Raw genomic sequence first — 25,389 nt, 5'->3', positions numbered from 1 at the left:
ATGGCGGTGTTCGTCGCGCTCGGCGCGTTCCTGATGACGTTGGCCGGCGGCTGGACGGCACAACGCGTGACGGACCGCCGTCACCTCGTCCTCGGCCTGGCTGGCGGCCTGATGCTGGGTGTGGTGGGCCTGGACCTGCTGCCGGAGGCGCTGGAGGCGGCGGGCACCGAGGTGTTCGGCGTACCGGCGGCACTCCTGCTGTTCGTGGCCGGCTTCCTGTTGGCCCATCTGGTGGAACGTCTGCTGGCGGTCCGCCAGGCGGCACACGGCGGCGAGGAGCACGACGGCCGGGTCCCCGAGGTGGGCCTGACGGCCGCGGCCGCGATGGTCGGACACAGCGCGATGGACGGCGTGGCGATCGGCGCGGCCTTCCAGGTCGGCGGCGGCATGGGCACGGCCGTGGCCCTGGCGGTGATCGCCCATGACTTCGCGGACGGCTTCAACACGTACACGATCACGAGCCTGTACGGGAACGCCCGCCGCAAAGCGCTCGCGATGCTGTTCGCGGACGCGGTGGCCCCGGTGGTGGGAGCCGCGTCCACCCTGTTCCTGACCATCCCGGAGCAGCTGCTCGGCGCCTATCTGGGCTTCTTCGGCGGCGCACTCCTCTACCTCGCGGCAGCCGAGATCCTCCCCGAGGCGCACCACGAACACCCCGCCCGCTCGACCCTGTTGTGCACGGTCGCGGGCGCGGCGTTCATCTGGCTGGTGGTCGGCGTGGCCGACTGAGCCTCTGGCGGGCGGACCGGGGGGTGTCACAGCTTGCCGCCCCGGCCGCCGTCGCGCGGGGCGGGCGCGATGAGCGTGGAGAGATAGGGAAGCGCGTCCTCGCCGAGCTCGGAGGCGGGCCGCACCGACTCCTCCGGCAGCCCGAGCGCGGAACCCCATACGGCGTCGTCGATCCGCCCGGTCTCCCGCAGCGCCTCGGCGACTTCCTGGGCCTGCCGCCCGAACTTGTACGCCACCACGGTCCCGGGCCCGGCGAGGGCCTCCTTGAGCGCCGCGGCCCCGGCGGTCACCGGCACGAGCGTCAGCGGCTCGGTCCCCTCGGTGAGCACGGCACCGGAACGGGCGGCGAGATCCTGCATGGCCGTGATGCCCGGCACGGTCTCCACGACGGTCCCCGGCACGAGCTCGGCGATGGTCTGCGCGAGATAGGTGAAGGTGGAGTACACGTTCGGATCGCCGATGGTGGCGAAGGCGACGCGGGAGTGCTCGGCGAGCAGCTGGGCGACCCGCGCCCCGGCGGCGTCCCAGGCGGTCGCGCGCCGGGCCCGGTCGGTCCGCTCGTTGAGCGCGAACACGACCCGTACGACCTTCTCCTGACCCACGTAGTGCAGGACCGTCGCCTCGGCCCGCCCCCGCTCCCCGGTGTCCATCACCGGCACGACGACGACATCGGCGGCCCGCAGAGCGTTGACGCCCTTGACGGTCACCAGCTCCGGATCACCGGGCCCTACCCCGACCCCGATCAGCTTGCTGCTCATGACGTCCGGCACCTCTCCACGAACCGACGGGCGACACCGGGCTGCGACGCCCAGTGCGTGTGCACATAACTCGCGTGCACCCCTTGTTGTACGAAACCTTCGACCCGCCGTTGAGGGGCGCGTACACCCCAGGCGGGAGCCGCCCCCGAGCCCGGCTCGACGACGGTCCGGTGAAACTCGTGCCCGCGCATCCGGGTCCCGGCGACGGCGAGGGCACTGTCACTCACGGCCACGGCATCCCGGTACCCGAGCGTCAGCCGCTCGCTCATCCGCGCGGAGGCGTCGAGCACCCCGCACATCGGCAGCCCGTCGAGCTCCCGGCACAGATAGAGCAGCCCGGCACACTCGGCGGCCACGGGAGCACCGCTGAGAGCGAGCTCCCCGACGGCCTTGCGCAGCGGCTCGTTGGCGGACAACTCGGACGCGTACACCTCGGGAAACCCACCCCCGATGACCAACCCGCGGGTACCGTCGGGCAGTTGCTCGTCACGGAGCGGATCGAAGGGAACGACGACGGCTCCGGCAGCGGTGAGCAACTCGGCATGCTCGGCGTAGGAGAAAGTGAAAGCGGACCCACCGGCGACGGCTACTGTCACGCCCCGGTCCGCACCCTCCAGCCCGTCCGGCGTCTGAGGGCGAGGCCCTTCGGGCCGAAAGCGGGGGTCTGGGGGCGCAGCCCCCGGGGTCGGGTCGGGAAGGGGCGGAGGGGGCGAAGAAGCCAGTACCTCAGCTGCGTCCCAGGCCGCACAGGACAACGCACCCGCACTCCGCGCCAACGCGGTCAACGCCTCCAGATCACAACCGGCCTCGACCTGCGCGGCCATCGCCGCCACCGCGTCCACCGCCGCCGCCCGCCGCTCGGCGACCGGCACCAACCCCAGATGCCGCGACGGCGTGTCCACCTGAGCCACCCGCCGCAGCACCCCGAGCACCGGCACCCCGGCCGAGTCCAACGCCTCCCGCAGCAACTCCTCATGCCGATCCGAGGCGACCTTGTTGAGGATCACGCCCCCGACCCGCACCTCGGGATCCCAGGAGGCGAACCCGTGCACCAGCGCCGCCACCGACCGCGACTGCGACGACGCGTCCACGACCAGCACCACCGGCGCCCGCAGCAGCTTCGCCACATGAGCCGTGGACGCCAGCTCACCTTCCCCCGCGGCCCCGTCGTACAGCCCCATCACACCCTCGACGACGGCGATGTCACACCCGCGCGACCCGTGCGCGAACAGCGGCCCGACCAACTCGGCCCCGCACAGATACGCGTCGAGATTCCGCCCCACCCGCCCGGTGGCGAGCGCGTGATACCCGGGATCGATGTAGTCGGGGCCCACCTTGTGCGCAGACACGGCGAGCCCCCGCGCGGCGAACGCGGCCATCAACCCCGTGGCAACGGTGGTCTTGCCGCTGCCCGACGAGGGCGCGGCGATGACCAGCCGAGGAACGGAAACGGACGAGGACATCACCACTCGATACCCCGCTGGCCCTTCTGCCCGGCGTCCATGGGGTGCTTGACCTTGGACATGTCGGTCACGAGATCGGCGAAGTCGACCAGCTTCTCGGGAGCGTTCCGCCCGGTGATGACGACGTGCTGCGTGCCCGGCCGGTCCCGCAGCACGGAGATCACCTCATCGGTGTCCACCCACCCCCAGTGCATGGGGTAGGCGAACTCGTCGAGCACGTACAGCTGATACGTCTCGGCGGCCAGGTCCCGCTTGACCTGCTCCCAGCCCTCCCGGGCCTTCTCCTCGTTGTCCATCTGCTGGTCGCGCTGGACCCAGGACCAGCCCTCACCCATCTTGTGCCAGTCGACGGAGCCACCCTCACCGCTGGCGCCGAGCACCCGCAGCGCGTTCTCCTCGCCGACCTTCCACTTCGCCGACTTGACGAACTGGAACACCCCGATGGGCCACCCCTGGTTCCAGGCCCGCAGCGCAAGGCCGAAGGCGGCGGTCGACTTCCCCTTGCCGATCCCCGTGTGCACGACCACCAAAGGCCGGTTACGACGCTGACGCGTGGTCAGACCGTCGTCCGGCACCACACTCGGCTGCCCCTGAGGCATTACGCGGCCCTCCTCTGTACGTCCTTCACGAGCCCGGCGATGGAGTCCGCCCGCAGCTCGTCCAATGTGACCGCGGTGCCGCCCAGTTCACCGGCGAGCTGCCCCGCCAGCCCCAAACGCACCGGCCCCGACTCACAGTCGACGACCACGGAGGCGACCCCCTCGGCGGCGAACAGCCGGGCCGCCCGCGAAGCCAGCGCGACCGGCTCGGGCCCACCGGTGGCCCGGCCGTCGGTAACGACCACCACGAGCGCCCGCCGCGCGGGATCCCGCAGCCGCTCGACCCGCAGCACCTCATGGGCCTTCAGCAGCCCGGAGGCAAGCGGCGTCCGCCCGCCGGTGGGCAACGTCTCCAGCCGAGCCGCGGCCGCGTCCACGGACGACGTCGGCGGCAGCGCCACATCCGCCGCCGAACCCCGGAACGTCACCAGCCCCACCTTGTCCCGCCGCTGATACGCGTCCAGCAGCAGCGACAGCACGGCCCCCTTCACCGCGCTCATCCGCTGCCGCGCCGCCATCGACCCGGAGGCGTCCACGACGAACAGCACGAGGTTCCCCTCACGCCCCTCCCGCGTCGCCTGCCGCAGATCGTCCCGGCGCACCACGAGCCCGGGCCCGGACCGCCCGCGCGCCCGCTGATGCGGGGCGGCAGCCTGCACGGTCGCCGCGAGGTGGAGCTTGGTCAGCGCCCCCCGCGGCCGTCGCGCACCGGTCGTCCGGCCGTGCTCGGTCCGCGCCCGCGAACGCCGCCCGGCGGCCCCGTCCCCGAGCCCCGGCACGCTGAGCACCTTGGTACGGAAGGGCTCGGCAGCCCGTACGGCGGACTGCTCACCCGCACCGGCCCCGCCGGCCTGCGGCTCGCCGCTGTCACCGGCCTCGGGCTGAGCACCGGAGGAACCGTCGTCCTGGGGCCCCTCGGAGGGCGGCTGACCGCCACCCCCGCCGGGCCCGTCCGGATCGGGGTCCTCGTCGCCCTCGCTGTCGCCGGAGAACTCCTCCAGCGTCTCGTCGAGCTTGTCCTCGTCAAGTCCAGGAGCGTCAAAGGGATTACGTCGACGCCGGTGCGGCAGCGCGAGCAGCGCGGCCTGCCGCACGTCCTCCGCCAGCACCTCGGTCCGGCCCGCCCAGGCCGCCAGCGCGGTGGCCGTCCGGGCCATCACGATGTCGGCCCGCATGCCGTCCACCTCGAACGCCGCACAGGTCGCCGCGATCTGCCGCAGCGCACCGTCCCCGAGCCGCACCGACGGCAACAACTCCCGCGCGCCGATGATCCGTTGCCGTACGGACGCTTCCTCGTCCGCCCAACGTGCCGTGAACCCGCCCGGATCGTCGTCGTACGCCAGCCGCCGCCGTACGACCTCCACCCGCTGGTCCGGTTCCCGCGAGGCCGCGACCTCGACGGTCAGCCCGAACCGGTCGAGCAACTGCGGCCGCAGCTCGCCCTCTTCGGGGTTCATGGTGCCGACGAGCAGGAACTTCGAGGCGTGCCGTACGGAGACGCCCTCGCGTTCGACGTACGACGCGCCCATCGCCGCCGCGTCCAGCAGCAGGTCGACAAGGTGGTCGTGGAGCAGGTTGACCTCGTCGACGTAGAGGATGCCGCGGTGCGCGTCCGCGAGGAGGCCCGGCTCGAAGGACTTCACGCCCTCGGCGAGCGCCCGCTCGATGTCGAGCGATCCGACGAGCCGGTCCTCGGAGGCGCCGACGGGGAGTTCGACCATGCGGGCGGGGCGCTCGACGCCGTTGCCGGCCTCGTGCGGCCCGTCCGGGCACGCGGGGTCCGGCTTGGCCGGATCACACGAGAAACGGCACCCGGCGACGACCGGCACCGCCGGCAGCAACGCCGAAAGCGCCCGCACGGCCGTGGACTTGGCCGTGCCTTTCTCGCCGCGCACCAGCACACCGCCGACCGCCGGCGACACGGCGTTCAGCAGCAGCGCGAGCCGTAGATCGTCCTGTCCGACGACGGCCGTAAAGGGAAAGGGGGTGGTCACTGGTCGTCGCCCTCCAGGTCGCCTTCGAGCTCCAGGTAGGTGGCGCGCAGCCGCTCCAGCGTCTCCGCGTCCGGCTCGGCCCACAGGCCACGGTCGGCGGCCTCGAGCAGCCGCTCGGTGATGCCGCGCAGCGCCCACGGGTTGGACTTCTTCATGAAGTCCCGGTTCTCCGGGTCGAAGACGTACTCGGCGCTGAGCTTCTCGTACATCCAGTCGTCGACCACGCCCGCCGTGGCGTCGTAGCCGAAGAGGTAGTCGACGGTGGCCGCCATCTCGAAGGCGCCCTTGTAGCCGTGGCGGCGCATGGCCGCCATCCAGCGCGGGTTGACCACGCGGGCGCGGAAGACCCGGTGGGTCTCCTCACCGAGGGTGCGGGTCTTCACCTGGTCCGGGGTCGCCGAATCGCCCACGTACGCCTCGGGGTTGGCGCCCGTGAGGTGGCGGACCATGGCGACCATGCCGCCGTGGTACTGGAAGTAGTCGTCGGCGTCGACGAGGTCGTGCTCGCGGGTGTCGACGTTCTTCGCGGCGATGTTGATCCGCTTGAACGCGGTCTCCATGTCCCCGCGCGCCGCCCGTCCGTCGAGTCCGCGCCCGTAGGCGTAACCGCCCCAGACGGCGTACACCTCGGCGAGGTCCGCGTCCGACCGCCAGTTGCGCGCGTCGATCAGCGGCAGCAGACCGGCGCCGTACGCACCCGGCTTGGAGCCGAAGATACGGGCCGTCGCGCGCCGCCGGTCACCGTGCTCGGCGGTGTCCTCGTCGGCGTGCGCCTTGACGAAATTCCGCTCGGCGGGCTCGTCCAGTTCGGCGACCTTGCGCACCGCGTCGTCGATCAGCCCGACCACGTGCGGGAACGCGTCCCGGAAGAAGCCGGAGATACGGACGGTGACGTCGACGCGCGGGCGCCCGAGCTCCTCCAGGCCGATGATCTCGAAGCCGGTCACCCGGCGCGAGGCCTCGTCCCACACCGGACGGCAGCCCAGCAGCGCGAGGATCTCGGCGATGTCGTCGCCCTGCGTGCGCATCGCGGAGGTGCCCCAGACCGTCAGGCCGACGGACTTCGGGTACTCGCCGTTGTCCTGGAGGTACCGCTGGACCAGCGAGTCGGCGAGCGCCTGCCCGACCTCCCAGCTCAGCCTGGACGGAATGGCCTTGGGGTCGACCGAGTAGAAGTTGCGGCCGGTCGGGAGCACGTTGACGAGACCGCGGGTGGGGGAGCCGGACGGACCGGCGGGGACGTAACCGCCGTTCAGCGCCTTGAGGATGTGGCCGATCTCGTCGGTGGTCTTCGCGAGACGCGGTACGACCTCGTCGCAGGCGAACTCCAGCACCGCGACCGCGTCCGGGAGTTCGGTGCCGAGCACACCACGGACGAGAGCCGGGACGACCGCGGCGTCCCAGTGCCGCGCCTCCATCCCCTCCGCGACCCGCCGGCACAGCTGCTCCAGCAGGTCGATCGCGTCGGCGGCCGTCCGCGACGGGCCCTCGACGAGGTCGGAGAGCTCCACCGGCACCTTCACCGGCGCCCCGGGCTCGGCGAGCAACTCCTTCTCGACCAGCCCGAAATGGGCCGCGAAGGAGGCCCGCAGCCCCGGCAGCGCGTTCGCCTGCCCGCCCCACACCTGTGAGGCGCGCAGCACGGCGAGCACGAGGTTGACCCGTGCCTCGTCGACCGGGCCCCCGCCGAGGATGTGCAGCCCGTCGCGGATCTGCACGTCCTTGATCTCGCACAGATAGCCGTCGATGTGCATGACGAACTCGTCGAAGGCGTCGTCGTCCGGCTGGTCCTCGACATGCAGGTCGTGGTGGAGCTCGGCGGCCTTCACCAGCGTCCAGATCTGCGCCCGCACGGCCGGTGCCTTCGTCGGGTCCAGGTCGGAGACGAGCGCGTACTCGTCGAGGAGCTGCTCCAGTTTGGCCAGGTCGCCGTACGTGTCCGCACGCGCCATGGGCGGTACCAGGTGGTCGACGACGGTGGCGTGCCCGCGGCGCTTGGCCTGGGTGCCCTCACCGGGGTCGTTGACGATGAACGGGTAGATGAGCGGCAGTTCACCGAGGACGGCGTCCGGCGCGCAGCCCCCGCTGAGGCCGAGGCCCTTGCCGGGCAGCCACTCCATCGTGCCGTGCTTGCCCATGTGGACGACCGCGTCGGCGCCGAAGGAGTTGTCGAGCCACCGGTAGGCGGCCATGTAGTGGTGCGACGGCGGCATGTCGGGGTCGTGGTAGATCGCGATCGGGTTCTCACCGAAGCCGCGCGGCGGCTGGATCATCACGACGACGTTCCCGAACTGGAGGGAGGCGAGCACGATGTCGTCGCCGTCGACGTACAGGCTGCCCGGCGGCTCGCCCCAGGCCTCCAGCATGCCGTTCCGCAGCTCCGGGTCGAGCTTGTCGAACCACGCCCGGTAGTCGGCCAGCGGCACGCGCGCGGGCGCGGCGGCCAACTGCTCCTCGGTGAGCCACTCCACGTCGTGGCCACCGGCGTTGATGAGCCGGTGGATCAGCTCGTCACCGTTGTCGGGGTGCCCTTCGACGACGTAACCGGCGTCCCGGAGCGCGTCCAGCACCCGCACCGCCGACACGGGCGTGTCCAGTCCCACCGCGTTGCCGACGCGTGAGTGCTTGGTCGGGTACGCGGTGAAGACGAGCGCGAGCTTCTTCTCGGCGTTCGGCTTGTGCTTCAACCGGGCGTGCCGTACGGCGATCCCGGCGACGCGCGCGGCCCGCTCGGGGTCGGCGACATAGACCGGGACGTCGTCCGGACCCTGCTCCTTGAAGGAGAAGGGAACCGTGATCAGCCGCCCGTCGAACTCGGGGATCGCGACCTGCATCGCCGCGTCCATGGGGGAGAGGGCGGCGTCGGACTCGTCCCAGGCCGCCTTGGATGACGTGAGACAGAGTCCTTGCAGCACCGGCACGTTCAGGTCGGCCAGCGCCCCGATGTCCCAGGCCTCCTCGTCACCGCCGGCCGAGGCCTGCGAGGCGTGGGTGCCGCCGGCGGCGAGGACGGTGGCGACGAGGGCGTCGGCCTTGGTCAGCAGTTCGTAGAACTCCGCGTCGGCGCCGCGCAGCGAACCGCAGTACACGGGAAGGGCGTTGGCGCCGCGTGCCTCGACGGCGTCGCAGAGGGTGTCCACGAAGGCGGTGTTGCCGCTGAGTTCATGGGCCCGGTAGAAGAGCACGCCGATGGTCGGGCGCCCTTCCACGAAGGTCCGCTCGCCATGGACGCCGTACTCCGGCATCTTCTGCGGCTCGTCGAACCCCTCACCGGTCAGCAGCACGGTGTCGGACAGGAACCGGGCCAGCTCGGTCAGGTTGGCGGGCCCGCCCTCGACGAGATACTTGAGCGCCTCTGCCACGACACCGGCCGGCACCGACGACTCGGCCATCAACTCGGCGTCCGGAACGGACTCTCCGCCCAGCAGCACGGTCGGGATTCCGGCGGCCTTCAGCGCGGCCAGCCCGTCCTCCCAGGCACGCTTGCCGCCGAGCAGCCGTACGACGGCGATGTCGGCGCCCTCGACGAGCGCGGGCAGCTCCTCGGCGACGTCCACGCGGGTCGGGTTGCCGATCCGGTAGTCGGCACCGGAGGCGGCGCGGGCCGCCAGCAGGTCCGTGTCGGCGGTCGACAACAACAACACAGTGCTCATGCAGGCGCTCCCGGTGGAATGAAAGGCAGTCCTTGCGGCGCGCCGGACTCGATGAGCCGCCACAGCGCGTCGGTGTCCGCGTGCTGTTCGATGAGGTCGCCGAGCCGGTCGAGCTGCTCCTCGCGCAGCGCGGCGAACGACGTGTCGGGGGCCGGTACGAAGCGGCGGCCCGCGGCGGCCGCCACCTCGCGCAGGAAGGCCCGCCGGAATCCGTCCGACTCCAGCGAGCCGTGCCAGTGGGTGCCCCAGGTCTGGCCGACCCGGCAGCCGTCGAGGAACGCTTCCCCGCCGCTGACGTCGGCGACCCCGTGATGGATCTCGTACCCCTCGACCCGCTCGCCGAGGGCTTCGCCTTCCGGCCGGGTGAGGGTCTTCTCGCGGGCGAACCGCACCCGCACGGGCAGTACGCCGAGCCCCTCGACATGCCCCCGCCGGCTCTCGACCTCGTCCTCGATGTGCTCACCGAGGACCTGGAAGCCCCCGCAGATACCGAGGACGGGCCGCTGCTCGGCGACCCTGCGCTCGATGGCCCGCGCGAGTCCCCGCTCCCGCAGCCACTCCAGCGCCCGGACCGTCCCCCGGGTCCCCGGGATCACCACGAGGTCGGCGTCGGCCAGCTCCTCCGGCCGGTCCACGAACCGCACGACGACGCCCGGTTCGGCGGCGAGGGCGTCCACGTCGGTGAAGTTGGACATGAGCGGAATCGCGCAGACGGCGACCCGCAGCACGTCCTCGCCGACGGGCGGGGCCGTGCTGGACTCCCGTACGGTCCCCCGCAGGGAGACCCGCAGCCCGTCCTCCTCGTCGATGCCGAGCCCGTGCCGGAAGGGCAGCACACCGTACGTGTGCCGCCCGGTGAGGCCGTGGAGCATGTCGAGCCCGGGCTCCAGGAGGCTGACATCGCCCCGGAACTTGTTCACGAGGAACCCGGCGACGAGGGCCTGGTCCTCCGGCGAGAGCAGCGCGACGGTCCCGAAGAAGGAGGCGAAGACGCCCCCGCGGTCGATGTCGCCGACGACGAGGACAGGAAGTCGGGCATTCCTGGCGATGCCCATGTTGACGATGTCGGTCCGCCGCAGATTGATCTCGGCAGGACTGCCGGCCCCCTCACAGATCACCGCGTCATACGTGCCCCGCAGTTCGGCGAGACAGTCCAGCACGGTGCCGAGCAACTGCTGCTGGCGTCCCCCGTGGTACCCGCGCGCACTGAGCTCACCGACCGGCTTGCCGAGCAGCACGACCTGACTGCTCTGCTCGCCACCCGGCTTCAGCAGCACGGGATTCATGAGCGCGGTCGGCTCGACCCGGCAGGCCTGGGCCTGCATGGCCTGCGCCCGCCCGATCTCGGCGCCCTCGCGGGTCACGAACGAATTGAGGGACATGTTCTGCGCCTTGAAGGGCGCGACCTTGACCCCCTGCCGTACCAGCCACCGGCAGATCCCGGCGGTGACGACACTCTTGCCCGCGTCGGAGGTGGTGCCGGCGACGAGCAGTCCACCGCCGCTCATGACGCACGCGCCCTGAGAGCGGCCCGCGCGGCGGCACTGACGCCGAGCGCGAGCAGACCGACGCGACGGGACAGCCGTACGGCCCGCTCGATGTCCTGGACCTCCACGGAACGCCCCTCCTGATTCAGCACGGGCCGGTGCTCGACGCGCCCCGCGTACGACAAGGTCCCGCCGAGCCGCACGCCCAGGGCCCCGGCGAACGAGGCCTCCACGGGCCCGGCGTTGGGGCTCGGATGCCGGCCGGCGTCGTTGCGCCAGGCCCGCAGCGCCCCCCGCGGATCGCTCCCGGCGACAGCGGCCAGTACGGCGGTCAGCCGGGCCCCCGGCCACCCGGCGACGTCGTCGAGCCGCGCGGAAGCCCATCCGTACCGCCGGTGACGCGGCGACTTGTGCCCGACCATGGCGTCAAGGGTGTTGACGGCGCGGAACCCGAGCAGCCCGGGCACCCCGCCGACGGCTCCCCACACCAGGGCACCCACGACGGCGTCGGAGGTGTTCTCGGCGACGGACTCGACCACGGCCCGGGCGATCCCGTCGGCATCGAGGGCCTGCGGATCCCGCCCGCACAGATGAGGCAGCCGCTCCCGCGCCGCCTCGACGTCCCCGACTTCCAGGGCCCGCCCGATGGTTCGTGCCTCGCGTACGAGCGACGTACCGCCCACGACGGCCCAGGTGGCGGCACCGGTCAGCGCGACGGAGGCGGCGGGGGAGGGGCGTACGGCCTTCTGTGCCATGGCTCCGAGCACGACGGCGCCCCCGGCGCACACCGCGGTGTGCAAGGCCCCCCACCCCCGGTGGTCCCGCCACAACACCCGCTCCACGGCACCCGCGGCCCGCCCGAACACGGCGACCGGATGCCCCCGGCGTGGATCACCGAGCAGCAGGTCACCGAGAAGTCCGGCGGCGGCGCCGTACGCGAAGACGCGATCGGCACGCATCGGCTCAGCCGGCCGTGGCGTCGGAAAGTGACCTGGTGCGGTATCTCAAACGGCAGGCGAGCATGGCGATATGTCCTCACTCAGGGTGTCCACGCCCTGGTTCGACGAGACCGACGACGAGAGTTCCTGGCTCCCGGGGCTACCTACCCCGGTCACAGTGGCGGGACCGCGCCGGACTTCCACCGGCTTCCTCTTCTGCCGTCGTACATGGCCCCGGCAGTCCACCACGGGCCCGGAAGGGCCGTCAACTTGCCGTTGACCTGGGACGGGAGAGTGTGCTGAGGCCCACACACGGGGGGTTGCGGGCCCGACAAAAACGTGGGGTGCGGGACGGTGACCGTCCCGCACCCCACGGGGTGTTCGCTCGTCGCGTCAGGCGACGATCAGATAGATCCCGTACGTCACCGCCGCCGCGCACGCCGCGAAGCAGGCGTACGCGCCGGTGACCGCGAGACCCGCGGATCCGCCCTGTGCGGTGGCCCGCTCCTGGCGGGACAGGCCCATGATGCCGAGGGTGAACAGGGCCACGAGGGCCACGGTGACCACGAGGCTGACGCCGAAGACGGAGCCCAGCGCTTCCCAGTCGATCTTCATGTCGGTGATTCCTTCGTTCCTGGGTGCGGCGGGCTCAGACGGCGGCCGGCGGAGCGGCGGGCTCCGGGGCGGCGGTCGCGGCCGGGGCCGGGATCGTGGCCGTGAGGTCCTCGGTCACCGTGCCCGCCGGGGGAGGGGTGACCGCGGCGATCGCCGTCGTCACCACGCCGGCCGGCTCCTCGTCGCTGTCGTTGACGTTCGTGTGGTCGATGACCTCACGGCGCGAGAGCTTCCAGATCGCCGCGCTGGAGGCGATCAGGAAGACCGCCACGACCGCGGTGCCCCAGTCGCCGAAGCCGGTGACCCACTCCGCCAGCGCGCCGACCAGCGCCGCGGCCGGGAGCGTCAGGCCCCACGCCACGAACATCCGCGTCGCCGTGGACCAGCGGACGACGCCGCCCTTGCGGCCGAGGCCCGCGCCCATCACCGAACCGGAGACCGAGTGCGTGGTGGAGAGGGAGAAGCCGAGGTGCGAGGAGGCCAGGATGACCGTGGCCGCGCTGGTCTGGGCCGCGAAGCCCTGCTGCGGCTGGAGGTCGGTCAGGCCCTTGCCCATCGTGCGGATGATGCGCCAGCCGCCGAGGTAGGTGCCGAGCGCGATGGCGAGACCCGCGGAGAGGATGACCCAGGTGGGCGGGTCGGAGTCGGGAGCGACGGCGCCGCCGGCGACCAGGGCCAGGGTGATGATGCCCATCGTCTTCTGCGCGTCGTTCGTGCCGTGGGCCAGCGAGACCAGGCCCGCCGAGGCGATCTGGCCGGCGCGGAAGCCCTTCGCGGCGGCCTTGCCGTCGGCCTTCTTGCCGATGGAGTAGGAGAGGCGGGTCGCGAGCATCGCGGCGAGGCCCGCGACGATGGGCGCCGCGATTGCCGGGATCAGGACCTTGGTGACCAGGACGTCACCGTGGACCGCGCCCATGCCCGCGGAGGCGATGGTGGCGCCGATCAGACCGCCCATGAGGGCGTGCGAGGAGCTGGAGGGGAGTCCGACCAGCCAGGTCAGCAGGTTCCAGAGGATCGCGCCGACCAAGGCGGCGAAGATGACCTCGGGACGTATGCCGCTCTCGTCGACGAGACCCTTGGAGATCGTGTTGGCGACCTCCACGGAAAGGAAGGCGCCCACAAGGTTCAGCACGGCGGACATGGCCACCGCGACCTTGGGCTTGAGCGCACCGGTCGAGATGGTGGTGGCCATCGCGTTGGCGGTGTCGTGAAAACCGTTCGTGAAATCGAACGCAAGTGCGGTTACTACCACAATCGCGAGGATCAGCGAGAAGTTTTCCATTTACCCAGGCAATCGTTCGAGCGTCATTGGCTGGTCGAACGTAAGTAACCAGGGTGAACGGAAGATGAACTGAGGCGGGCCGCACGGTGTCTGGAACCGAGGGATTCCCCTCCGATCCTCCAGCGCGGCCCGACCACCGCACGATTACGAGCCCCGGGCGAACTCCTTCAGCTGTGCCAGGGACCCGTTGAAGAGATTCTGATCACCCGGCAGGCTGCCGCCGTTGTCGTACTGCCAGATGGTCCAGTACCCCCATCCGGTCGGCAGCGCCCCGGCGTCCGCCGCGTTGTAGCGGGCCACCCACAGCGCGTGGTTCGAGGCGAAGGCGCCGCTGCCGCCGGTGCACGTGTTCCACCAGTGGGCGGTCGTGTAGATCACCGGGCGGCGCCCGGTCAGCCGCTTCACCTCGTTGCTGAAGGACTTGATCCAGCTGACCATCCTGGCCTTCTTCAGGCCGTAGCACTTGTGCTTGCCGTCGTACGGGTTGTACTCGATGTCGAGCGCCGGCGGCAGCGTCCAGCCGTCCGCGCTCCAGCCGCCGCCGTTGCGCACGAAGTGCGCCGCCTGTGCCTTGCCCGACGACTTGTCCGGCAGGGCGAAGTGGTAGGCCCCGCGGATCAGGCCCGCGTCGCGCGCGCCGTTGTACTGCTGGTCGAAGTACGGGTTGCGGTAGGTGTGGGACTCGGTCGCCTTGACGTAGACGAACCTCGCCCCCTTGGACCTCGCCTTCTGCCAGTCGACGTTCTTCTGGTGCGAGGAGACGTCGTGCCCCTTGGGTTTACCGGCCGCCGACGCCGGAAACTCGGCCAGCGCGGTCCCCGCAAGGGTGAGCGCGGCAACGGACGCGGCAAGGACGCGGCCGCGGCCGCGGTGACGGGAAGGTGTGCGATCACGGGCCATATTTCCCCCCGGAATGGCGACGTGCACGACAAAACAGGCAGAGATTACTGGAAGATCCGCGCATGCCCGGCGCTCTACGGCCAAGCCCTCACAGAGGGGGAGTTATCCGCATTTGCTACCTTCCGGACGCCTGGCCTCCGCCCTAAAGTGCCCCCGCCCGGCCGTGTTCGGCGGCCCCACCTGACAGGATCGCGACATGGCTGAGCAGCGACGCGACCAGCGGGACGGACGGGGTGCCGGAGAGGGCGCACGGGATGTGCCGGAGCCGTGGAAGCGAAGTGTGCGCGCCGAGGAGGTGCCCGCCTGGGAGGAACTGGTCGCGACCGCCCGTCGCACCGTCTCCGACGGACTCGTCGTCGGCACCTCCGGCAACGTCTCCGTACGCGTCGGCGACACCGTGCTGGTCACACCCTCGGGCGTGCCGTACGACCGGCTGACCCCGGACGACGTGACCGGCGTCGACCTCGACGGCCGCCAGGTCCTGGGCACGCTCGTCCCGACCAGCGAACTCCCCATGCACCTCGCGATCTACCGCACCACCGACGCCGGCGCCGTCGTCCACACCCACGCCGTCCACGCGACGGCCGTCTCGACGCTCGTCCCGGAGCTCCCGGCGATCCACTACATGTCCGGCGCCCTCGGCGGCGCCGTCCGGGTTGCCCCGTATGCGGCGTACGGCACCGAGGAGTTGGCCGAGAACATGCTCCACGCCCTCGCCGACCGCACCGGCTGCCTCCTGCGCAACCACGGCACGATCACCTACGGCACCACCCTGGACCAGGCCTACGACCGCACCGCCCAGCTGGAGTGGATGTGCCGCCTGTGGCTGACGGCGTCCTCCGTGCCGGGCCTGACCCCGACCCTGCTGTCGCCGGAACAGGTGGCCGAGGCGGGGGAGCGGCTACGGGGGTACGGGCAGCGCGCGTGACACGGGTCCGTGAGCGCCCGGCCGTCCCCGCGATGAGCGGTCCCGGCGGCGGCGAACTGTCCCGCATCACTCCGAATCGTCCTCCCACTGGCCCGTGACCGGGTCCGCCAGGACACTGGACGGGTGCGCACTGTCAAAGCGACGGCAGCAGCCGTCACCATGGCCCTGGCCGCCGGCGCCGCGAGCGTCGCCGCGGGACGACTCGCCAGCGACGCCGCGCTGAAGGCGCCCCCCGGTCGTCCGCTGCCCAACGAACCCCGGCTCACCGTGCACGCCACGGCCGCCGGCCAGGTCGCGCTCACCCGGGACCTGGCCGCCCTGCGCCCCGGCATCTACGGCCTCTCCGGCGACACCACCCACGCGGTCGTCGGTCCCGTCCTCGGCACCGCGTCCCACTCCGCCGACACCGTCGTACGCCGCCTGGAACGCGTCACACACGGCACCCTGCGACCCGGCGACACGGTGTGGTTCACCCCCAACACCCACATCGGCGACCCCGGATCCGCCCTGGGCCTCGACCACGAGGACGTCGAGATCCCGGGCGAACTCGGCACCCTGCCCGCCTGGTTCGTCCCCGGCGTCCGGAGCACGTGGGTCATCTCCGTGCACGGCCTCGGCACCACCCGTGAACTCTCCCTGAACGGGATGGAGTTCCTCACGAGCCGCCGCTTCCCGGTGCTCGCCCTCGCCTACCGCGGCGACCTCGGCGCGCCCCGCCCCCCGGACGGCCTCAACCACCTCGGCGAGACCGAGTGGCGCGACCTGGACGCGGCGATCCGCTACGCCGTCCGCCACGGCGCCAGGAAGGTCGTCCTGCACGGCTGGTCCACCGGCGCCACCATGGCGCTGCGCGCCGCCGCCCACTCCGGGGTCCGCGACCGCGTCTCCGGACTGATCCTGGACTCCCCGGTCCTCAGCTGGCAGACCACCCTGCGCGCCCTCGCCACCGCCCGCCGCACCCCCGGCGCCCTGCTGCCGCTCGCCGTCCGCGCCGCCCAGGGCCGCACCGGACTGCACACCGACGCCGCCGCCGAGGGCGCCGACCCGGACCTCCTCAAGGTGCCCACCCTGATCGTCCACGGCCCCGACGACACGATCGCCCCCTGGGACCTCTCGCGCCGTCTCGCCGCCGCCCGCCCCGACCTGATCGCCCTCCACACCGTGCCGCACGCTCCGCACGGAGCCATGTGGAACGCCGACCCCGAGGGGTACGAAGAGGCGCTCCGCCGCTTTCTGACCCCGCTGATGTAACGACCGCCGACGGCACCCGGCGGACTCATCCACCGGTTCCGTTTAAGGGCGTACCACTGGCCGGTTCCCGGCCCCCGGCCGCCCGCCGGGACCCCTGCGTTGGCCATCCCCGTAGCCCGCCGTTACATTCCGTTTGGGTTTTCGGACCGTCAACCGGAAGACTGCACCCGTGACGTCCCGTATCCCGCGCGACTCCAGGCTTCGACTCGTCCGACCGCGACCCCTGGCCGCCGCCCCCCGAGCGATGACCCAGCGGCCCTCGCGCCGCCCCGCACCCCGCCCCCCGGAGGGCACCCCGGCCCAGGCCGAGCTGGCCAGAATGGCGCGCTCCCTCCTGGCCGGCGCCGCCCGCGTCGCCCACTGGGCCGACGCCGCCCTGGGCCCCGACCGGGACGCCGGGCAGCACGACGCCAAGGCCACCCTGTCCGACGCCAGCGCCGAACAGGCCGCGGCCTCTCTGGGCCTGAGCACGGCTCAGGTGCGTGCCGAGTGGGACACCGCCCGGCTCGCCGGCCTGGTCGAGGTGCACGGCGACAGCGCCCGCCCCGGCTGGCGCCTGCGTGCCTGGGACCGCGACGACAGCGCCGTCCTGCGCGGCTGGGTCGCCCTCTTCGACGCCTGGTCGCTCGCCCACCCGGAACCCGCGGAGCACGAGGCCGCCACGGTCGCCGAGGTCGTCTCCGCCATGCCGCAGGTGCTCTCCTTCCTCCAGCTCTCCGCCGGGCCCGTGCCCGTGGAACAGCTGCTGGACCTCCTGGAGCAGCGGGTCACCGAACTGCGCACCGAACGCTGCGAGATCCCCTACGGCCCGCAGCCCGACCCGGACCAGGCACAGCCCCGGGACACCCCGCTCGGCCCCCTCCTCGACTGGGCCCTGCACGCCCTCGCCTCCGTCGGCGCCCTCACCTACGGCGACGGGCAGGCCACGCTGACCCCGCTCGGCAGCTGGGCGGTCTGGGTCAAGCTGGAACAGATCTGCGTCGCCGCGCAGAGCCCCGCCGGCAACATCGAGGCCGTCGCCGAGGAGATGCTCCGCGGCTGTGCCCAGCTCCGCCCCCAGGCGGCCCGCGACGAGTACCGGGCCTGGCTCGCCGCCCGCCCGGTCGGCAGCGCCGTCACCGAGCTCCTCGGCGCCGCCCGCGGCGAGGACGCCCTGCTGCGCGGTCTCGCCTTCGAGGCGCTGCGGGTCGTCGGCGCCCCCGCCGAGCCCGATGTGCGCGCGGTGGCCGACGAGCCGACCCTGCGGCCGTACGCCCTGCTGTGGCTCGCCGTGCACGACGGCGCCGACCCGGAGGACGCCCACGAGGTGCTCACCCGGGAGGAGGCCACGTGGCTGTGGGTCGACACCGCCGCCGCCGTCGCCGACCACGGGGAGGCCCCGCTGCTGGTGCGGCATCTGGAGTCCGCGGTGCAGCCGACCGTCCCCATGCTGCTCGACGAGGTGCGTGCCGTCGGTCACCCCCGCACGGTGCAGGTCCTGGTCGCGCTCGCCGCCGCCCACCCCGACCCCGCGCTGGCCAAGGCGGTCCGCCGGGCGGCCTTCCAGGTGCACACGGGGGGCAGCTGACAGCGGGTCAGGCCGTGATCTCGGGGGCGTACGTCCCGAAGCTCCACACGTTGCCCTCGAGGTCCCGGGCCATGTAGTCGCGCGATCCGTAGTCCTGGTCGGTCGGGGGCATCAGGATCTCCGCGCCCTGCTCCACCGCACGCCGGTGGTGTGCGTCGACATCGTCCACGACGACGTACACCCCGGTGGTGCCGGCGTCCTTCATGGCGGTGTCGAACTTGCTGCCGGTGCCCTTTGAACCGAGCATGATCACGCCGTTGCCCTGCGCCAGCTCGGCGTGCGCCACCTTGCCGTCCTCGCCCTCGAAGACCGCCAGCTCGGAGAAGCCGAAAGCCTCCGTGAGCTGCCTGACCGCGGCCTTGGCGTCCGCGTACAGCAGCGTGGGAAAGATGCTGGGCCGTCCACCGCTCGTGCCTGCCATGCCGATCACTCCCTTGTGATCAAATGCCGCGAATCCGAACCTGCCACCAGTCTCGCAGCGACCACTGACAACACCGCCCGACCAGCCGGAACATCGCCGGGCCGGCTCAGCGGAAGGTGTTGCACCGGGCCATGTCGCCGGTCTCGAACCCCTGGTGGAACCACTGCTGCCGCTGCGCCGCCGACCCGTGCGTCCACGACTCCGGCGTCACCCGTCCCTGGAACCGCTCCTGGATCCGGTCGTCCCCCACGGCCGCCGCCGCGTCCAGACCGTCGGCGATGTCCGCCTCGGTGAGGCTGGTGATCAGCGGCCGCCCGGTCGACTCGTCCTTCGTCGTGGTCGCGTGGTGCGCCCACACGCCCGCGTAGCAGTCGGCCTGCAGTTCCACCTTCACCGCGTTGCTGTTCTCGCCGGTGCGCCCGTCCCGCGACCGGCTCAGCGTGCCCATCAGGTCCTGCACGTGATGCCCGTACTCGTGCGCGACGACATAGGCCTGGGCGAAGGCGCCGCCGCTCGCGCCGAACGTGGAGCGCAGCTCGTCGAAGAAGCCCAGGTCCAGATAGACCTTGCGGTCGCCTGGGCAGTAGAACGGCCCGACCGCCGAGGTGGCCGCGCCGCACGCGGTGCCGACCCGCTCGCTGAAGAAGACGGTGGGGGAGCGGGTGTACGTCCCGCTGCGCCGCTGGAACTCCTGGTCCCAGTGGTCCTGGACGCTGTTGACCACGGCCACCATGCGGCAGTCGTCCCTGGTGTTGGCGTCCTGGCCGGTGCGGCAGGACTGCTGGACCTGGGCGAGGCCGGAAGCCGTGGCGACGGGGCGGTCGCCTCCTTCGTCGCTGAGCCCGAGCTGGTCGGGACCGACTCCGAGGAACAGCCCCAGCAGCAGCACGATCAGTCCGGCGATGCCGCCGCCCACGGTTGCCCTGCCACCGGGGACGCGGCTGCCGCGCACGTCCTGGACCTCGGAGGTGTCCAGCCTGGCGTCGTCGTCGAACTGCATGGGGTCATCGTCGCCCGGTGTCAGGGGCACGGCCGCGGGCGCTCACCCGAACGAGGGATACCGCGCCGTGCGCCATCGAACACCCGAACTCAGAAAAAGTGGTTGCACGGCCCCGTTAGACTTGGCCCATGGCCATTCTCCTCGCGCATTAGACGGCGGGAACGTCCTCAGCCGCCCAACCGCCAAACAACCTGCCCTGGAGTCTGTCCGTGATCTCCGCCTCCGGTATCGAGCTGCGCGCCGGCGCCCGAGTACTCATCGAGTCCGCCACCTTCCGTGTCGCCAAGGGCGACCGCATCGGTCTGGTCGGCCGCAACGGCGCGGGGAAGACCACTCTCACCAAGTGCCTCGCCGGCGAGGGCCAGCCGGCCGGCGGCACCATCACCCGCTCCGGCGAGGTCGGCTACCTGCCGCAGGACCCCCGCACCGGCGACCTCGACGTCCTCGCCCGCGACCGGATCCTCTCCGCGCGCGGTCTCGACGTACTGATCCGCAAGATGCGCGAGAACGAGCAGCGGATCGCCAACGGCAGCGGCGCCACCCGTGAGAAGGCCCTGCGGCAGTACGAGCGCCAGGAGACCGAGTTCCTCACCAAGGGCGGGTACTCCGCCGAGGCCGAGGCCGCCACCATCGCCGCCGCGCTCAACCTGCCCGACCGAGTCCTCGGCCAGCCGCTGCACACGCTCTCCGGCGGTCAGCGCCGCCGTATCGAGCTGGCGCGGATCCTGTTCTCGGACGCGGACACCCTGCTCCTCGACGAGCCCACGAACCACCTCGACGCCGACTCGATCGTCTGGCTGCGCGACTACCTCAAGACGTACCGCGGCGGCTTCATCGTGATCTCCCACGACGTCGACCTGGTCGAGACGGTCGTCAACAAGGTCTTCTACCTGGACGCCAACCGCGCCCAGATCGACGTCTACAACATGGGCTGGAAGCTCTACCAGCAGCAGCGCGAGGCGGACGAGAAGCGTCGCAAGCGCGAGCGGCAGAACGCCGAGAAGAAGGCCGCCGCACTGCACTCCCAGGCCGACAAGATGCGCGCCAAGGCCACCAAGACGGTCGCCGCGCAGAACATGGCCAAGCGCGCCGACCGGCTGCTCGCCGGGCTCGACGCGGTGCGGGTCTCCGACAAGGTCGCCAAGCTCCGCTTCCCCGACCCCGCGCCCTGCGGCAAGACCCCGCTGACGGCCGAGGGCCTGTCGAAGTCCTACGGCTCCCTCGAGATCTTCACCGATGTCGACCTGGCCATCGACAAGGGATCCAGGGTCGTCATCCTCGGGCTCAACGGCGCCGGAAAGACGACCCTGCTCCGGCTCCTCGCCGGTGCCGAGCAGCCGGACACCGGCGCGGTCGTCCCCGGCCACGGGCTCAAGATCGGCTACTACGCCCAGGAGCACGAGACCCTCGACCCGGAGCGCTCGGTCCTGGAGAACATGCGCTCCTCCGCCCCCGACCTGGACCTGGTCGAGGTCCGCAAGGTGCTGGGCTCCTTCCTGTTCTCCGGTGACGACGTCGACAAGCCCGCCGGGGTCCTCTCCGGCGGTGAGAAGACCCGTCTGGCCCTCGCCACCCTGGTCGTCTCCTCGGCGAACGTGCTGCTTCTGGACGAGCCCACCAACAACCTCGACCCGGCCAGCCGCGAGGAGATCCTCGGCGCGCTGCGCACCTACAAGGGCGCTGTCGTCCTGGTCACCCATGACGAGGGCGCCGTCGAGGCGCTCCAGCCGGAGCGGATCATTCTGCTGCCGGACGGGGTCGAGGATCTGTGGGGTTCCGACTACGCGGACCTCGTCGCCCTCGCTTGATCGAACGGTTGATCAACTAGGTATGGATCATTCGGCCTACCGGTGATCCATCATCTGTGTGAGATCTCCTCGTACCGAGGTGTGTCCTACATCCACTTCGCGGCCGAGCCCTTTATCGCCAAGGGCTCGGCCGCGCCGCGTCTCTGACCAGGCACTTCACAAAAGAACCCGTTCGGCGGTACGAACGGCGCGGTGCGGAATCACGGATTCCGTATGTGGGGATGCGCTCCTGTCGTCACAACCTTGTCTTACGGACCTTGCCGAATGGGTGGCCATGAAGCCCGGGAGGGGTGATCATGAGGGGACCAGAGCGCACTTCCCATGAGGAGGCACGGGTGGCCGAGACTCTGAAGAAGGGCAGCCGGGTAACCGGCGCCGCGCGCGACAAGCTCGCGGCAGACCTGAAGAAGAAGTACGACTCCGGTGCGAGCATCCGAGCGCTGGCCGAGGAAACCGGCCGCTCGTATGGCTTCGTCCACCGGATGCTCAGCGAGTCGGGCGTCACGCTCCGTGGGCGTGGCGGCGCGACCCGGGGCAAGAAGGCCGCGTCGTCCTGATTCCGGGCGGCCCCTCGGCTTTCGATGGTGGCCACCCGGTCGGTCTTCCGATCGTCCGGGTGGTTACTGTGCAGTCACTTAGCCGTGCCATGTGGCACGGAGGATGACCGCACTCATCGGAGGCGCCCCATGGGCCAGGAACTCGTTCCCCTGCTCGACAAGGACGGCGTACGGCTCACCGTCGACAACGCGCTCGCCACGGTGACGCTGACCAACCCCGCCAAGCGCAACGCGCAGAGCCCCGCTCTGTGGCGCACGCTCGCCGAGGCCGGTCGGCTCGTGCCCGGCTCCGTTCGTGTCGTCGTGCTGCGTGGAGAGGGCAAGTCCTTCTCCGCGGGGCTCGACCGGCAGATGTTCACGCCGGAGGGGATCGAGGGCGAGCCGTCGTTCATCGACCTCGCCCGCAGTGGTGACGCCGAACTCGACGCTGCCATCGCGGAGTTCCAGGAGGGCTTCACCTGGTGGCGGCGTAGTGACGTCGTGTCCATCGCCGCCGTCCAGGGGCATGCCATCGGGGCGGGCTTCCAGCTCGCGCTCGCCTGCGACTTTCGCGTCGTCGCCGACGACGTGCAGTTCGCCATGCGCGAGACCAGCCTGGGCCTGGTCCCGGACCTCACGGGAACGCATCCGCTCGTCTCGCTGGTCGGCTACGCCCGGGCGCTGGAGATCTGCGCCACCGGGCGCTTCGTGCTGGCCGAGGAAGCGGTGAACACCGGCCTCGCCAACATCGCCGTACCGCTCGACCAGCTCGACGGCGCGGTCCAGGACCTGGCCGCGGCACTTCTGGCCGCCCCCAGGGACGCCGTCATCGAGACGAAGGCCCTGCTGCGCGGTGCGCAGGACCGCACCTACGACGAGCAGCGCGCCGCCGAGCGTGCCGCTCAGACGCGCCGTCTGCGGGACCTGGCGGGCGTGGGCGAGTGAGCCCTCACCCGACGGCGGTGACCAGCACCGCCACCGTCGGGTGATCGGGGAGCGCCTTCCCCACTTCTCGGCGGACCGCCCGGGCGACCTCCACCGCCCGGTGCTCCGCGTCCACCGCCACCTCCACCCGGACGTGGCGCCGCGGCAGGGCCGCCTCGCCCTGCTGCTCCTCGACGTGCACCGCACGGCCCAGCGCGGCGGTCAGCCCGGTGACACCGGGCACCGACAGCGCCGCGGCGGCCACGGGATCGCCGGCCGGCTCGGCCGACGGCGGTTCCGGCCGCCGTACGGGGCCGGCCTCCGGTTCCTCGTCCAGCAGGGACGTCACCCGCAGGTCGACCTCGGTCACCGTCAGACCGAGCCGTTCCGCCGCCGTCGCCAGGGCGGTGCGCAGGAGGGTCGCCGTGGCCGGCAGCGGCTCGTCCGCCGTCGCGGCGAACTCCGCCGTCACCCGCAGCGGGCCCGGCGGCAGCGCACTGGGCGGAGGCGGTACGACGGGGTCGTGCACGTCCTCCGGGTCGGCGAGGGAGATCCGCGCCCGGTCCAGTCGTACGCCCCGCAGATCCCTTACCGCACGCCGTAGCACCGCCTCGGCCGCCTCCTCCGAGATCCACGCGCCCTCGTGCGCGCCGCCCAGCGGCAGCAGCCTGCCGAGCCCCAGCTGATGCCGCACTGTCTGCGTCCACCGGTCCGCTGTCATTCCCCCAGCCTGCCGCATCACAGGCGCGCGACGACGCAACCCCGCTTACGGTGGTCGAAGGAGACGATCGAAGGGATGTACCGCGATGACTGACATGACGCAGACTCCCGAGGTGGAGACCGGCGTGCAGCCGCGTAAGCCCACCAAGCGCGGCGGCGGGGATCCGGCGACGCGCGGGCGCACCACCATCGCCGACGGGGTCGTGGAGAAGATCGCCGGACTGGCCGCCCGGGACGTGGTCGGCGTGCACGCGATGGGCAGTGGGCTGAGCCGCACCTTCGGGGCCGTACGGGACCGGGTGCCGGGCGGTGCGAAGTCCGTGACCCGGGGCGTGAAGGTCGAGGTCGGCGAGGTGCAGACCGCGCTCGACCTGGAGATCGTCGTCGACTACGGCGTGTCGATCAACGACGTGGCCCACGCCGTACGGGAGAACGTGATCGCGGCGGTGGAGCGGATGACCGGCCTCGAGGTCGTCGAGGTCAACATCGCGGTGAGCGATGTGAAGCTGCCCGAGGAAGAGGACGAAGAGCCGGAGTCCCGGCTCCAGTGAGTCCGCCGAGAGCTGAGGGGAGCGCAGGATGAGCATGGCCGTGGTCGGCTTGATCGCCGGCATGGCGCTGGGCTTCGCCGGGTACTTCGGCGGCTTCGGTGCCTTCCTCCTGGTGGCGGCGCTGGGCGCCATCGGTTTCGTCGTCGGGCGGTTCCTTGAGGGGGACCTGGAGGTCGGTGACTTCTTCCGTACCCGTGACAGCCGCCGTGACCGGCGGTGACCTTGGTGACGACCGACTCCGGTGAGCTCCGCAGACCGCCGACCGTCGTCCCGCCCGGCGAGCGCGGTGCGACCCGGATCGCCGACCGGGTCGTGGCGAAGATCGCCTCCCAGGCGGCGGGCGAGGCGATCGGAGGCCTCCCCGAGGGGGCCGCACGCCCGCACGCCACCGTGGTCGTCCACCACGAGACCGCCCGCGTCCGTGTCCACCTCGAACTCGGCTACCCCGGCGACATCGGGGCCCGTTGCGCGCGGGTGCGTCGTCATGTGGGGGAGCGGGTAGTCGCGTTGGTGGGAATGGAGGTGTCGGAGGTCGTCGTCCATGTGGAACGACTGCACCTGACCCCGACGCACGGTCCGGCACAGGGGAGGACGCGATGAGCGAGCCCCAGGGCTCACAGGGCACGGAAGGCACCACACAACGACTGCCGGTGCTGGAAAAGGCGACCGACACCGACATCGGGGAGTACGAACCCCCACCCGTACCGGAGAGCGAGGGCGCGCCGGAGGGCCGTTTCTGGTCGGCACGGCGCGTCCCCGCGGGCATCGTCGCGCTGCTGCTCGTGGTGATCGCCGGGTTCTTCCTCTACGACATCACAGCGGTCCGCGCCGAGCAGCCCGCCATGCGCTGGCGCCGAGAGCTGGCCGCGCAACTCGCCGAACGCCCCCTCGACGACACCTGGGTCCTCGTCGGCGCCGGCGTCGCCGCGGCCCTCGGCGTCTGGCTGATCGTCCTGGCCGCCACCCCCGGTCTGCGCGGCGTCCTGCCGATGCGGCGCGCCGGGACCGACGTACGCGCCGGACTCCACCGCGAGGCCGCCGCCCTGGTCCTGCGCGACCGGGCCGTGGAGGTCGCCGGCGTCCAGTCGGTGCGCGTACGCCTGACCCGTTCCAAGGCCGACGTCGGCGCGGTCGCGCACTTCCGTGAACTGGACGACGTACGCGCCGACCTGGACGCCACGCTGGCCGAGGCGATCAGCGGGCTCGGCCTGGCCAGGCCGCCCGCGCTGTCGGTGCGGGTGCGGCGGCCGGGAAAGAAGGGGTGA

The 25,389-nt window shown here is 71.8% G+C and carries 24 protein-coding genes and 1 riboswitch; of the genes, 11 read left to right on the top strand and 13 right to left on the bottom strand.

Features of this window, described 5'->3' with window-relative positions; genetic code table 11:
* Complete coding sequence (locus ACIOHP_RS15720) at positions 1 to 729, top strand: ZIP family metal transporter (RefSeq protein WP_361487762.1); 729 nt, start codon at positions 1 to 3, stop codon at positions 727 to 729.
* Positions 730 to 755: 26 nt separating this feature from the next.
* Here ACIOHP_RS15720 and cobI read toward each other — a convergent pair whose 3' ends face one another.
* From cobI to ACIOHP_RS15670, 10 genes are all read right to left on the bottom strand, one after another.
* Complete coding sequence (gene cobI, locus ACIOHP_RS15715; protein ID WP_401887727.1) at positions 756 to 1,487, bottom strand: precorrin-2 C(20)-methyltransferase; 732 nt, start codon at positions 1,485 to 1,487, stop codon at positions 756 to 758.
* Complete coding sequence (locus ACIOHP_RS15710; RefSeq protein WP_401887724.1) at positions 1,484 to 2,950, bottom strand: cobyrinate a,c-diamide synthase; 1,467 nt, start codon at positions 2,948 to 2,950, stop codon at positions 1,484 to 1,486. The genes cobI and ACIOHP_RS15710 overlap by 4 nt, the downstream gene beginning before the upstream one ends.
* On the bottom strand, positions 2,950 to 3,549 hold the full coding sequence (gene cobO, locus ACIOHP_RS15705; RefSeq protein WP_266894205.1) for a cob(I)yrinic acid a,c-diamide adenosyltransferase: 600 nt from the start codon (positions 3,547 to 3,549) through the stop codon (positions 2,950 to 2,952). The genes ACIOHP_RS15710 and cobO overlap by 1 nt, the downstream gene beginning before the upstream one ends.
* A complete protein-coding gene (locus tag ACIOHP_RS15700) occupies positions 3,549 to 5,543 on the bottom strand; it encodes a putative cobaltochelatase (protein WP_401887720.1) in 1,995 nt (664 codons plus the stop codon). Before ACIOHP_RS15700 ends, cobO begins: the two co-directional genes overlap by 1 nt.
* Positions 5,540 to 9,196, bottom strand: a complete 3,657-nt coding sequence (gene cobN, locus ACIOHP_RS15695; protein WP_401887717.1) for a cobaltochelatase subunit CobN — start codon at positions 9,194 to 9,196, stop codon at positions 5,540 to 5,542. The genes ACIOHP_RS15700 and cobN overlap by 4 nt, the downstream gene beginning before the upstream one ends.
* Entirely contained in the window at positions 9,193 to 10,704 is a 1,512-nt protein-coding gene (locus ACIOHP_RS15690) for a cobyric acid synthase (protein ID WP_401887714.1), read from the bottom strand. The genes cobN and ACIOHP_RS15690 overlap by 4 nt, the downstream gene beginning before the upstream one ends.
* The gene (locus ACIOHP_RS15685; RefSeq protein WP_401887711.1) at positions 10,701 to 11,642 is read right to left on the bottom strand and encodes a cobalamin biosynthesis protein; all 942 of its coding nucleotides are present in this window, start codon (positions 11,640 to 11,642) and stop codon (positions 10,701 to 10,703) included. Before ACIOHP_RS15685 ends, ACIOHP_RS15690 begins: the two co-directional genes overlap by 4 nt.
* 100 nt (positions 11,643 to 11,742) lie before the next feature.
* Positions 11,743 to 11,875, bottom strand: a riboswitch (cobalamin riboswitch).
* A gap of 139 nt (positions 11,876 to 12,014) precedes the next feature.
* Entirely contained in the window at positions 12,015 to 12,236 is a 222-nt protein-coding gene (locus ACIOHP_RS15680) for a hypothetical protein (RefSeq protein WP_266894215.1), read from the bottom strand.
* A 34-nt stretch (positions 12,237 to 12,270) separates the two neighbouring features.
* Positions 12,271 to 13,518: an inorganic phosphate transporter gene (locus tag ACIOHP_RS15675; RefSeq protein ID WP_361553770.1), complete on the bottom strand. Its 1,248-nt coding sequence runs from the start codon at positions 13,516 to 13,518 to the stop codon at positions 12,271 to 12,273.
* Positions 13,519 to 13,662: 144 nt separating this feature from the next.
* Positions 13,663 to 14,418, bottom strand: coding sequence for a lysozyme (locus ACIOHP_RS15670; RefSeq protein ID WP_401887707.1), 756 nt, complete (start codon positions 14,416 to 14,418; stop codon positions 13,663 to 13,665).
* Positions 14,419 to 14,614: 196 nt separating this feature from the next.
* Between ACIOHP_RS15670 and ACIOHP_RS15665 the strand changes: the two genes are divergently transcribed.
* The 3 genes from ACIOHP_RS15665 (at position 14,615) to ACIOHP_RS15655 (ending at position 18,164) form a co-directional block, all read left to right on the top strand.
* On the top strand, positions 14,615 to 15,346 hold the full coding sequence (locus ACIOHP_RS15665) for a class II aldolase/adducin family protein (protein ID WP_401887705.1): 732 nt from the start codon (positions 14,615 to 14,617) through the stop codon (positions 15,344 to 15,346).
* A 123-nt stretch (positions 15,347 to 15,469) separates the two neighbouring features.
* On the top strand, positions 15,470 to 16,597 hold the full coding sequence (locus tag ACIOHP_RS15660) for an alpha/beta fold hydrolase (protein WP_361553761.1): 1,128 nt from the start codon (positions 15,470 to 15,472) through the stop codon (positions 16,595 to 16,597).
* 169 nt (positions 16,598 to 16,766) lie between these two features.
* Positions 16,767 to 18,164, top strand: a complete 1,398-nt coding sequence (locus tag ACIOHP_RS15655; protein ID WP_361487732.1) for a hypothetical protein — start codon at positions 16,767 to 16,769, stop codon at positions 18,162 to 18,164.
* Between the two features lie 7 nt (positions 18,165 to 18,171).
* On the opposite strand, the gene ACIOHP_RS15650 is transcribed toward ACIOHP_RS15655, so the two are convergent.
* Both ACIOHP_RS15650 and ACIOHP_RS15645 read right to left on the bottom strand, forming a co-directional pair.
* A complete protein-coding gene (locus ACIOHP_RS15650) occupies positions 18,172 to 18,585 on the bottom strand; it encodes a VOC family protein (protein ID WP_401887700.1) in 414 nt (137 codons plus the stop codon).
* 106 nt (positions 18,586 to 18,691) lie between these two features.
* A complete protein-coding gene (locus ACIOHP_RS15645) occupies positions 18,692 to 19,585 on the bottom strand; it encodes a neutral zinc metallopeptidase (RefSeq protein WP_401887697.1) in 894 nt (297 codons plus the stop codon).
* A gap of 209 nt (positions 19,586 to 19,794) precedes the next feature.
* Here ACIOHP_RS15645 and ACIOHP_RS15640 point away from each other — a divergent pair, with 209 nt between their 5' ends.
* The 3 genes from ACIOHP_RS15640 to ACIOHP_RS15630 all read left to right on the top strand — a co-directional run bounded on the left by ACIOHP_RS15640 (position 19,795) and on the right by ACIOHP_RS15630 (position 22,874).
* Complete coding sequence (locus ACIOHP_RS15640; RefSeq protein ID WP_361553750.1) at positions 19,795 to 21,393, top strand: ABC-F family ATP-binding cassette domain-containing protein; 1,599 nt, start codon at positions 19,795 to 19,797, stop codon at positions 21,391 to 21,393.
* 335 nt (positions 21,394 to 21,728) lie between these two features.
* Positions 21,729 to 21,950 carry a helix-turn-helix domain-containing protein gene (locus ACIOHP_RS15635; protein ID WP_004002281.1) on the top strand — a complete coding sequence of 74 codons (222 nt, stop codon included), beginning with the start codon at positions 21,729 to 21,731 and terminating at the stop codon, positions 21,948 to 21,950.
* A 129-nt stretch (positions 21,951 to 22,079) separates the two neighbouring features.
* Positions 22,080 to 22,874 (top strand): enoyl-CoA hydratase/isomerase family protein, encoded by a 795-nt coding sequence (locus ACIOHP_RS15630; RefSeq protein WP_266894231.1) that lies wholly within the window; start codon positions 22,080 to 22,082, stop codon positions 22,872 to 22,874.
* A 4-nt stretch (positions 22,875 to 22,878) separates the two neighbouring features.
* Here ACIOHP_RS15630 and ACIOHP_RS15625 read toward each other — a convergent pair whose 3' ends face one another.
* The gene (locus ACIOHP_RS15625; protein WP_401887692.1) at positions 22,879 to 23,574 is read right to left on the bottom strand and encodes a nucleopolyhedrovirus P10 family protein; all 696 of its coding nucleotides are present in this window, start codon (positions 23,572 to 23,574) and stop codon (positions 22,879 to 22,881) included.
* A gap of 85 nt (positions 23,575 to 23,659) precedes the next feature.
* Here ACIOHP_RS15625 and ACIOHP_RS15620 point away from each other — a divergent pair, with 85 nt between their 5' ends.
* The 4 genes from ACIOHP_RS15620 to ACIOHP_RS15605 are packed head-to-tail and all read left to right on the top strand — an operon-like array spanning position 23,660 to position 25,389.
* A complete protein-coding gene (locus ACIOHP_RS15620) occupies positions 23,660 to 24,124 on the top strand; it encodes an Asp23/Gls24 family envelope stress response protein (RefSeq protein WP_401887689.1) in 465 nt (154 codons plus the stop codon).
* 28 nt (positions 24,125 to 24,152) lie between these two features.
* Positions 24,153 to 24,344 carry a hypothetical protein gene (locus tag ACIOHP_RS15615; RefSeq protein ID WP_361487720.1) on the top strand — a complete coding sequence of 64 codons (192 nt, stop codon included), beginning with the start codon at positions 24,153 to 24,155 and terminating at the stop codon, positions 24,342 to 24,344.
* Positions 24,345 to 24,349: 5 nt separating this feature from the next.
* The gene (locus ACIOHP_RS15610; protein WP_401887686.1) at positions 24,350 to 24,724 is read left to right on the top strand and encodes a hypothetical protein; all 375 of its coding nucleotides are present in this window, start codon (positions 24,350 to 24,352) and stop codon (positions 24,722 to 24,724) included.
* The gene (locus ACIOHP_RS15605) at positions 24,721 to 25,389 is read left to right on the top strand and encodes a DUF6286 domain-containing protein (RefSeq protein ID WP_401887683.1); all 669 of its coding nucleotides are present in this window, start codon (positions 24,721 to 24,723) and stop codon (positions 25,387 to 25,389) included. The genes ACIOHP_RS15610 and ACIOHP_RS15605 overlap by 4 nt, the downstream gene beginning before the upstream one ends.

The organism is Streptomyces sp. NPDC087859 (assembly GCF_044742595.1).
Classification (GTDB): Bacteria; Actinomycetota; Actinomycetes; order Streptomycetales; family Streptomycetaceae; genus Streptomyces; species Streptomyces canus_F.
Note: the sequence above shows the minus strand (reverse complement) of the source record. Positions and strands in the feature narration are given on the sequence as shown.

Bases quoted from the DNA above. Each gene is read 5' to 3' on its own strand.
- ACIOHP_RS15615 (WP_361487720.1), top strand. From the start codon at position 24,153: ATGAGCATGGCCGTGGTCGGCTTGATCGCCGGCATGGCGCTGGGCTTC.
- cobN (WP_401887717.1), bottom strand. From the start codon at position 9,196: ATGAGCACTGTGTTGTTGTTGTCGACCGCCGACACGGACCTGCTGGCG.
- ACIOHP_RS15645 (WP_401887697.1), bottom strand. From the start codon at position 19,585: ATGCAGTTCGACGACGACGCCAGGCTGGACACCTCCGAGGTCCAGGAC.
- cobI (WP_401887727.1), bottom strand. From the start codon at position 1,487: ATGAGCAGCAAGCTGATCGGGGTCGGGGTAGGGCCCGGTGATCCGGAG.
- ACIOHP_RS15650 (WP_401887700.1), bottom strand. From the start codon at position 18,585: ATGGCAGGCACGAGCGGTGGACGGCCCAGCATCTTTCCCACGCTGCTG.
- ACIOHP_RS15690 (WP_401887714.1), bottom strand. From the start codon at position 10,704: ATGAGCGGCGGTGGACTGCTCGTCGCCGGCACCACCTCCGACGCGGGC.
- ACIOHP_RS15675 (WP_361553770.1), bottom strand. From the start codon at position 13,518: ATGGAAAACTTCTCGCTGATCCTCGCGATTGTGGTAGTAACCGCACTT.
- ACIOHP_RS15710 (WP_401887724.1), bottom strand. From the start codon at position 2,950: ATGTCCTCGTCCGTTTCCGTTCCTCGGCTGGTCATCGCCGCGCCCTCG.
- ACIOHP_RS15630 (WP_266894231.1), top strand. From the start codon at position 22,080: ATGGGCCAGGAACTCGTTCCCCTGCTCGACAAGGACGGCGTACGGCTC.
- ACIOHP_RS15625 (WP_401887692.1), bottom strand. From the start codon at position 23,574: ATGACAGCGGACCGGTGGACGCAGACAGTGCGGCATCAGCTGGGGCTC.
- ACIOHP_RS15620 (WP_401887689.1), top strand. From the start codon at position 23,660: ATGACTGACATGACGCAGACTCCCGAGGTGGAGACCGGCGTGCAGCCG.
- ACIOHP_RS15670 (WP_401887707.1), bottom strand. From the start codon at position 14,418: ATGGCCCGTGATCGCACACCTTCCCGTCACCGCGGCCGCGGCCGCGTC.
- ACIOHP_RS15605 (WP_401887683.1), top strand. From the start codon at position 24,721: ATGAGCGAGCCCCAGGGCTCACAGGGCACGGAAGGCACCACACAACGA.
- ACIOHP_RS15665 (WP_401887705.1), top strand. From the start codon at position 14,615: ATGGCTGAGCAGCGACGCGACCAGCGGGACGGACGGGGTGCCGGAGAG.
- ACIOHP_RS15680 (WP_266894215.1), bottom strand. From the start codon at position 12,236: ATGAAGATCGACTGGGAAGCGCTGGGCTCCGTCTTCGGCGTCAGCCTC.
- ACIOHP_RS15685 (WP_401887711.1), bottom strand. From the start codon at position 11,642: ATGCGTGCCGATCGCGTCTTCGCGTACGGCGCCGCCGCCGGACTTCTC.
- cobO (WP_266894205.1), bottom strand. From the start codon at position 3,549: ATGCCTCAGGGGCAGCCGAGTGTGGTGCCGGACGACGGTCTGACCACG.
- ACIOHP_RS15720 (WP_361487762.1), top strand. From the start codon at position 1: ATGGCGGTGTTCGTCGCGCTCGGCGCGTTCCTGATGACGTTGGCCGGC.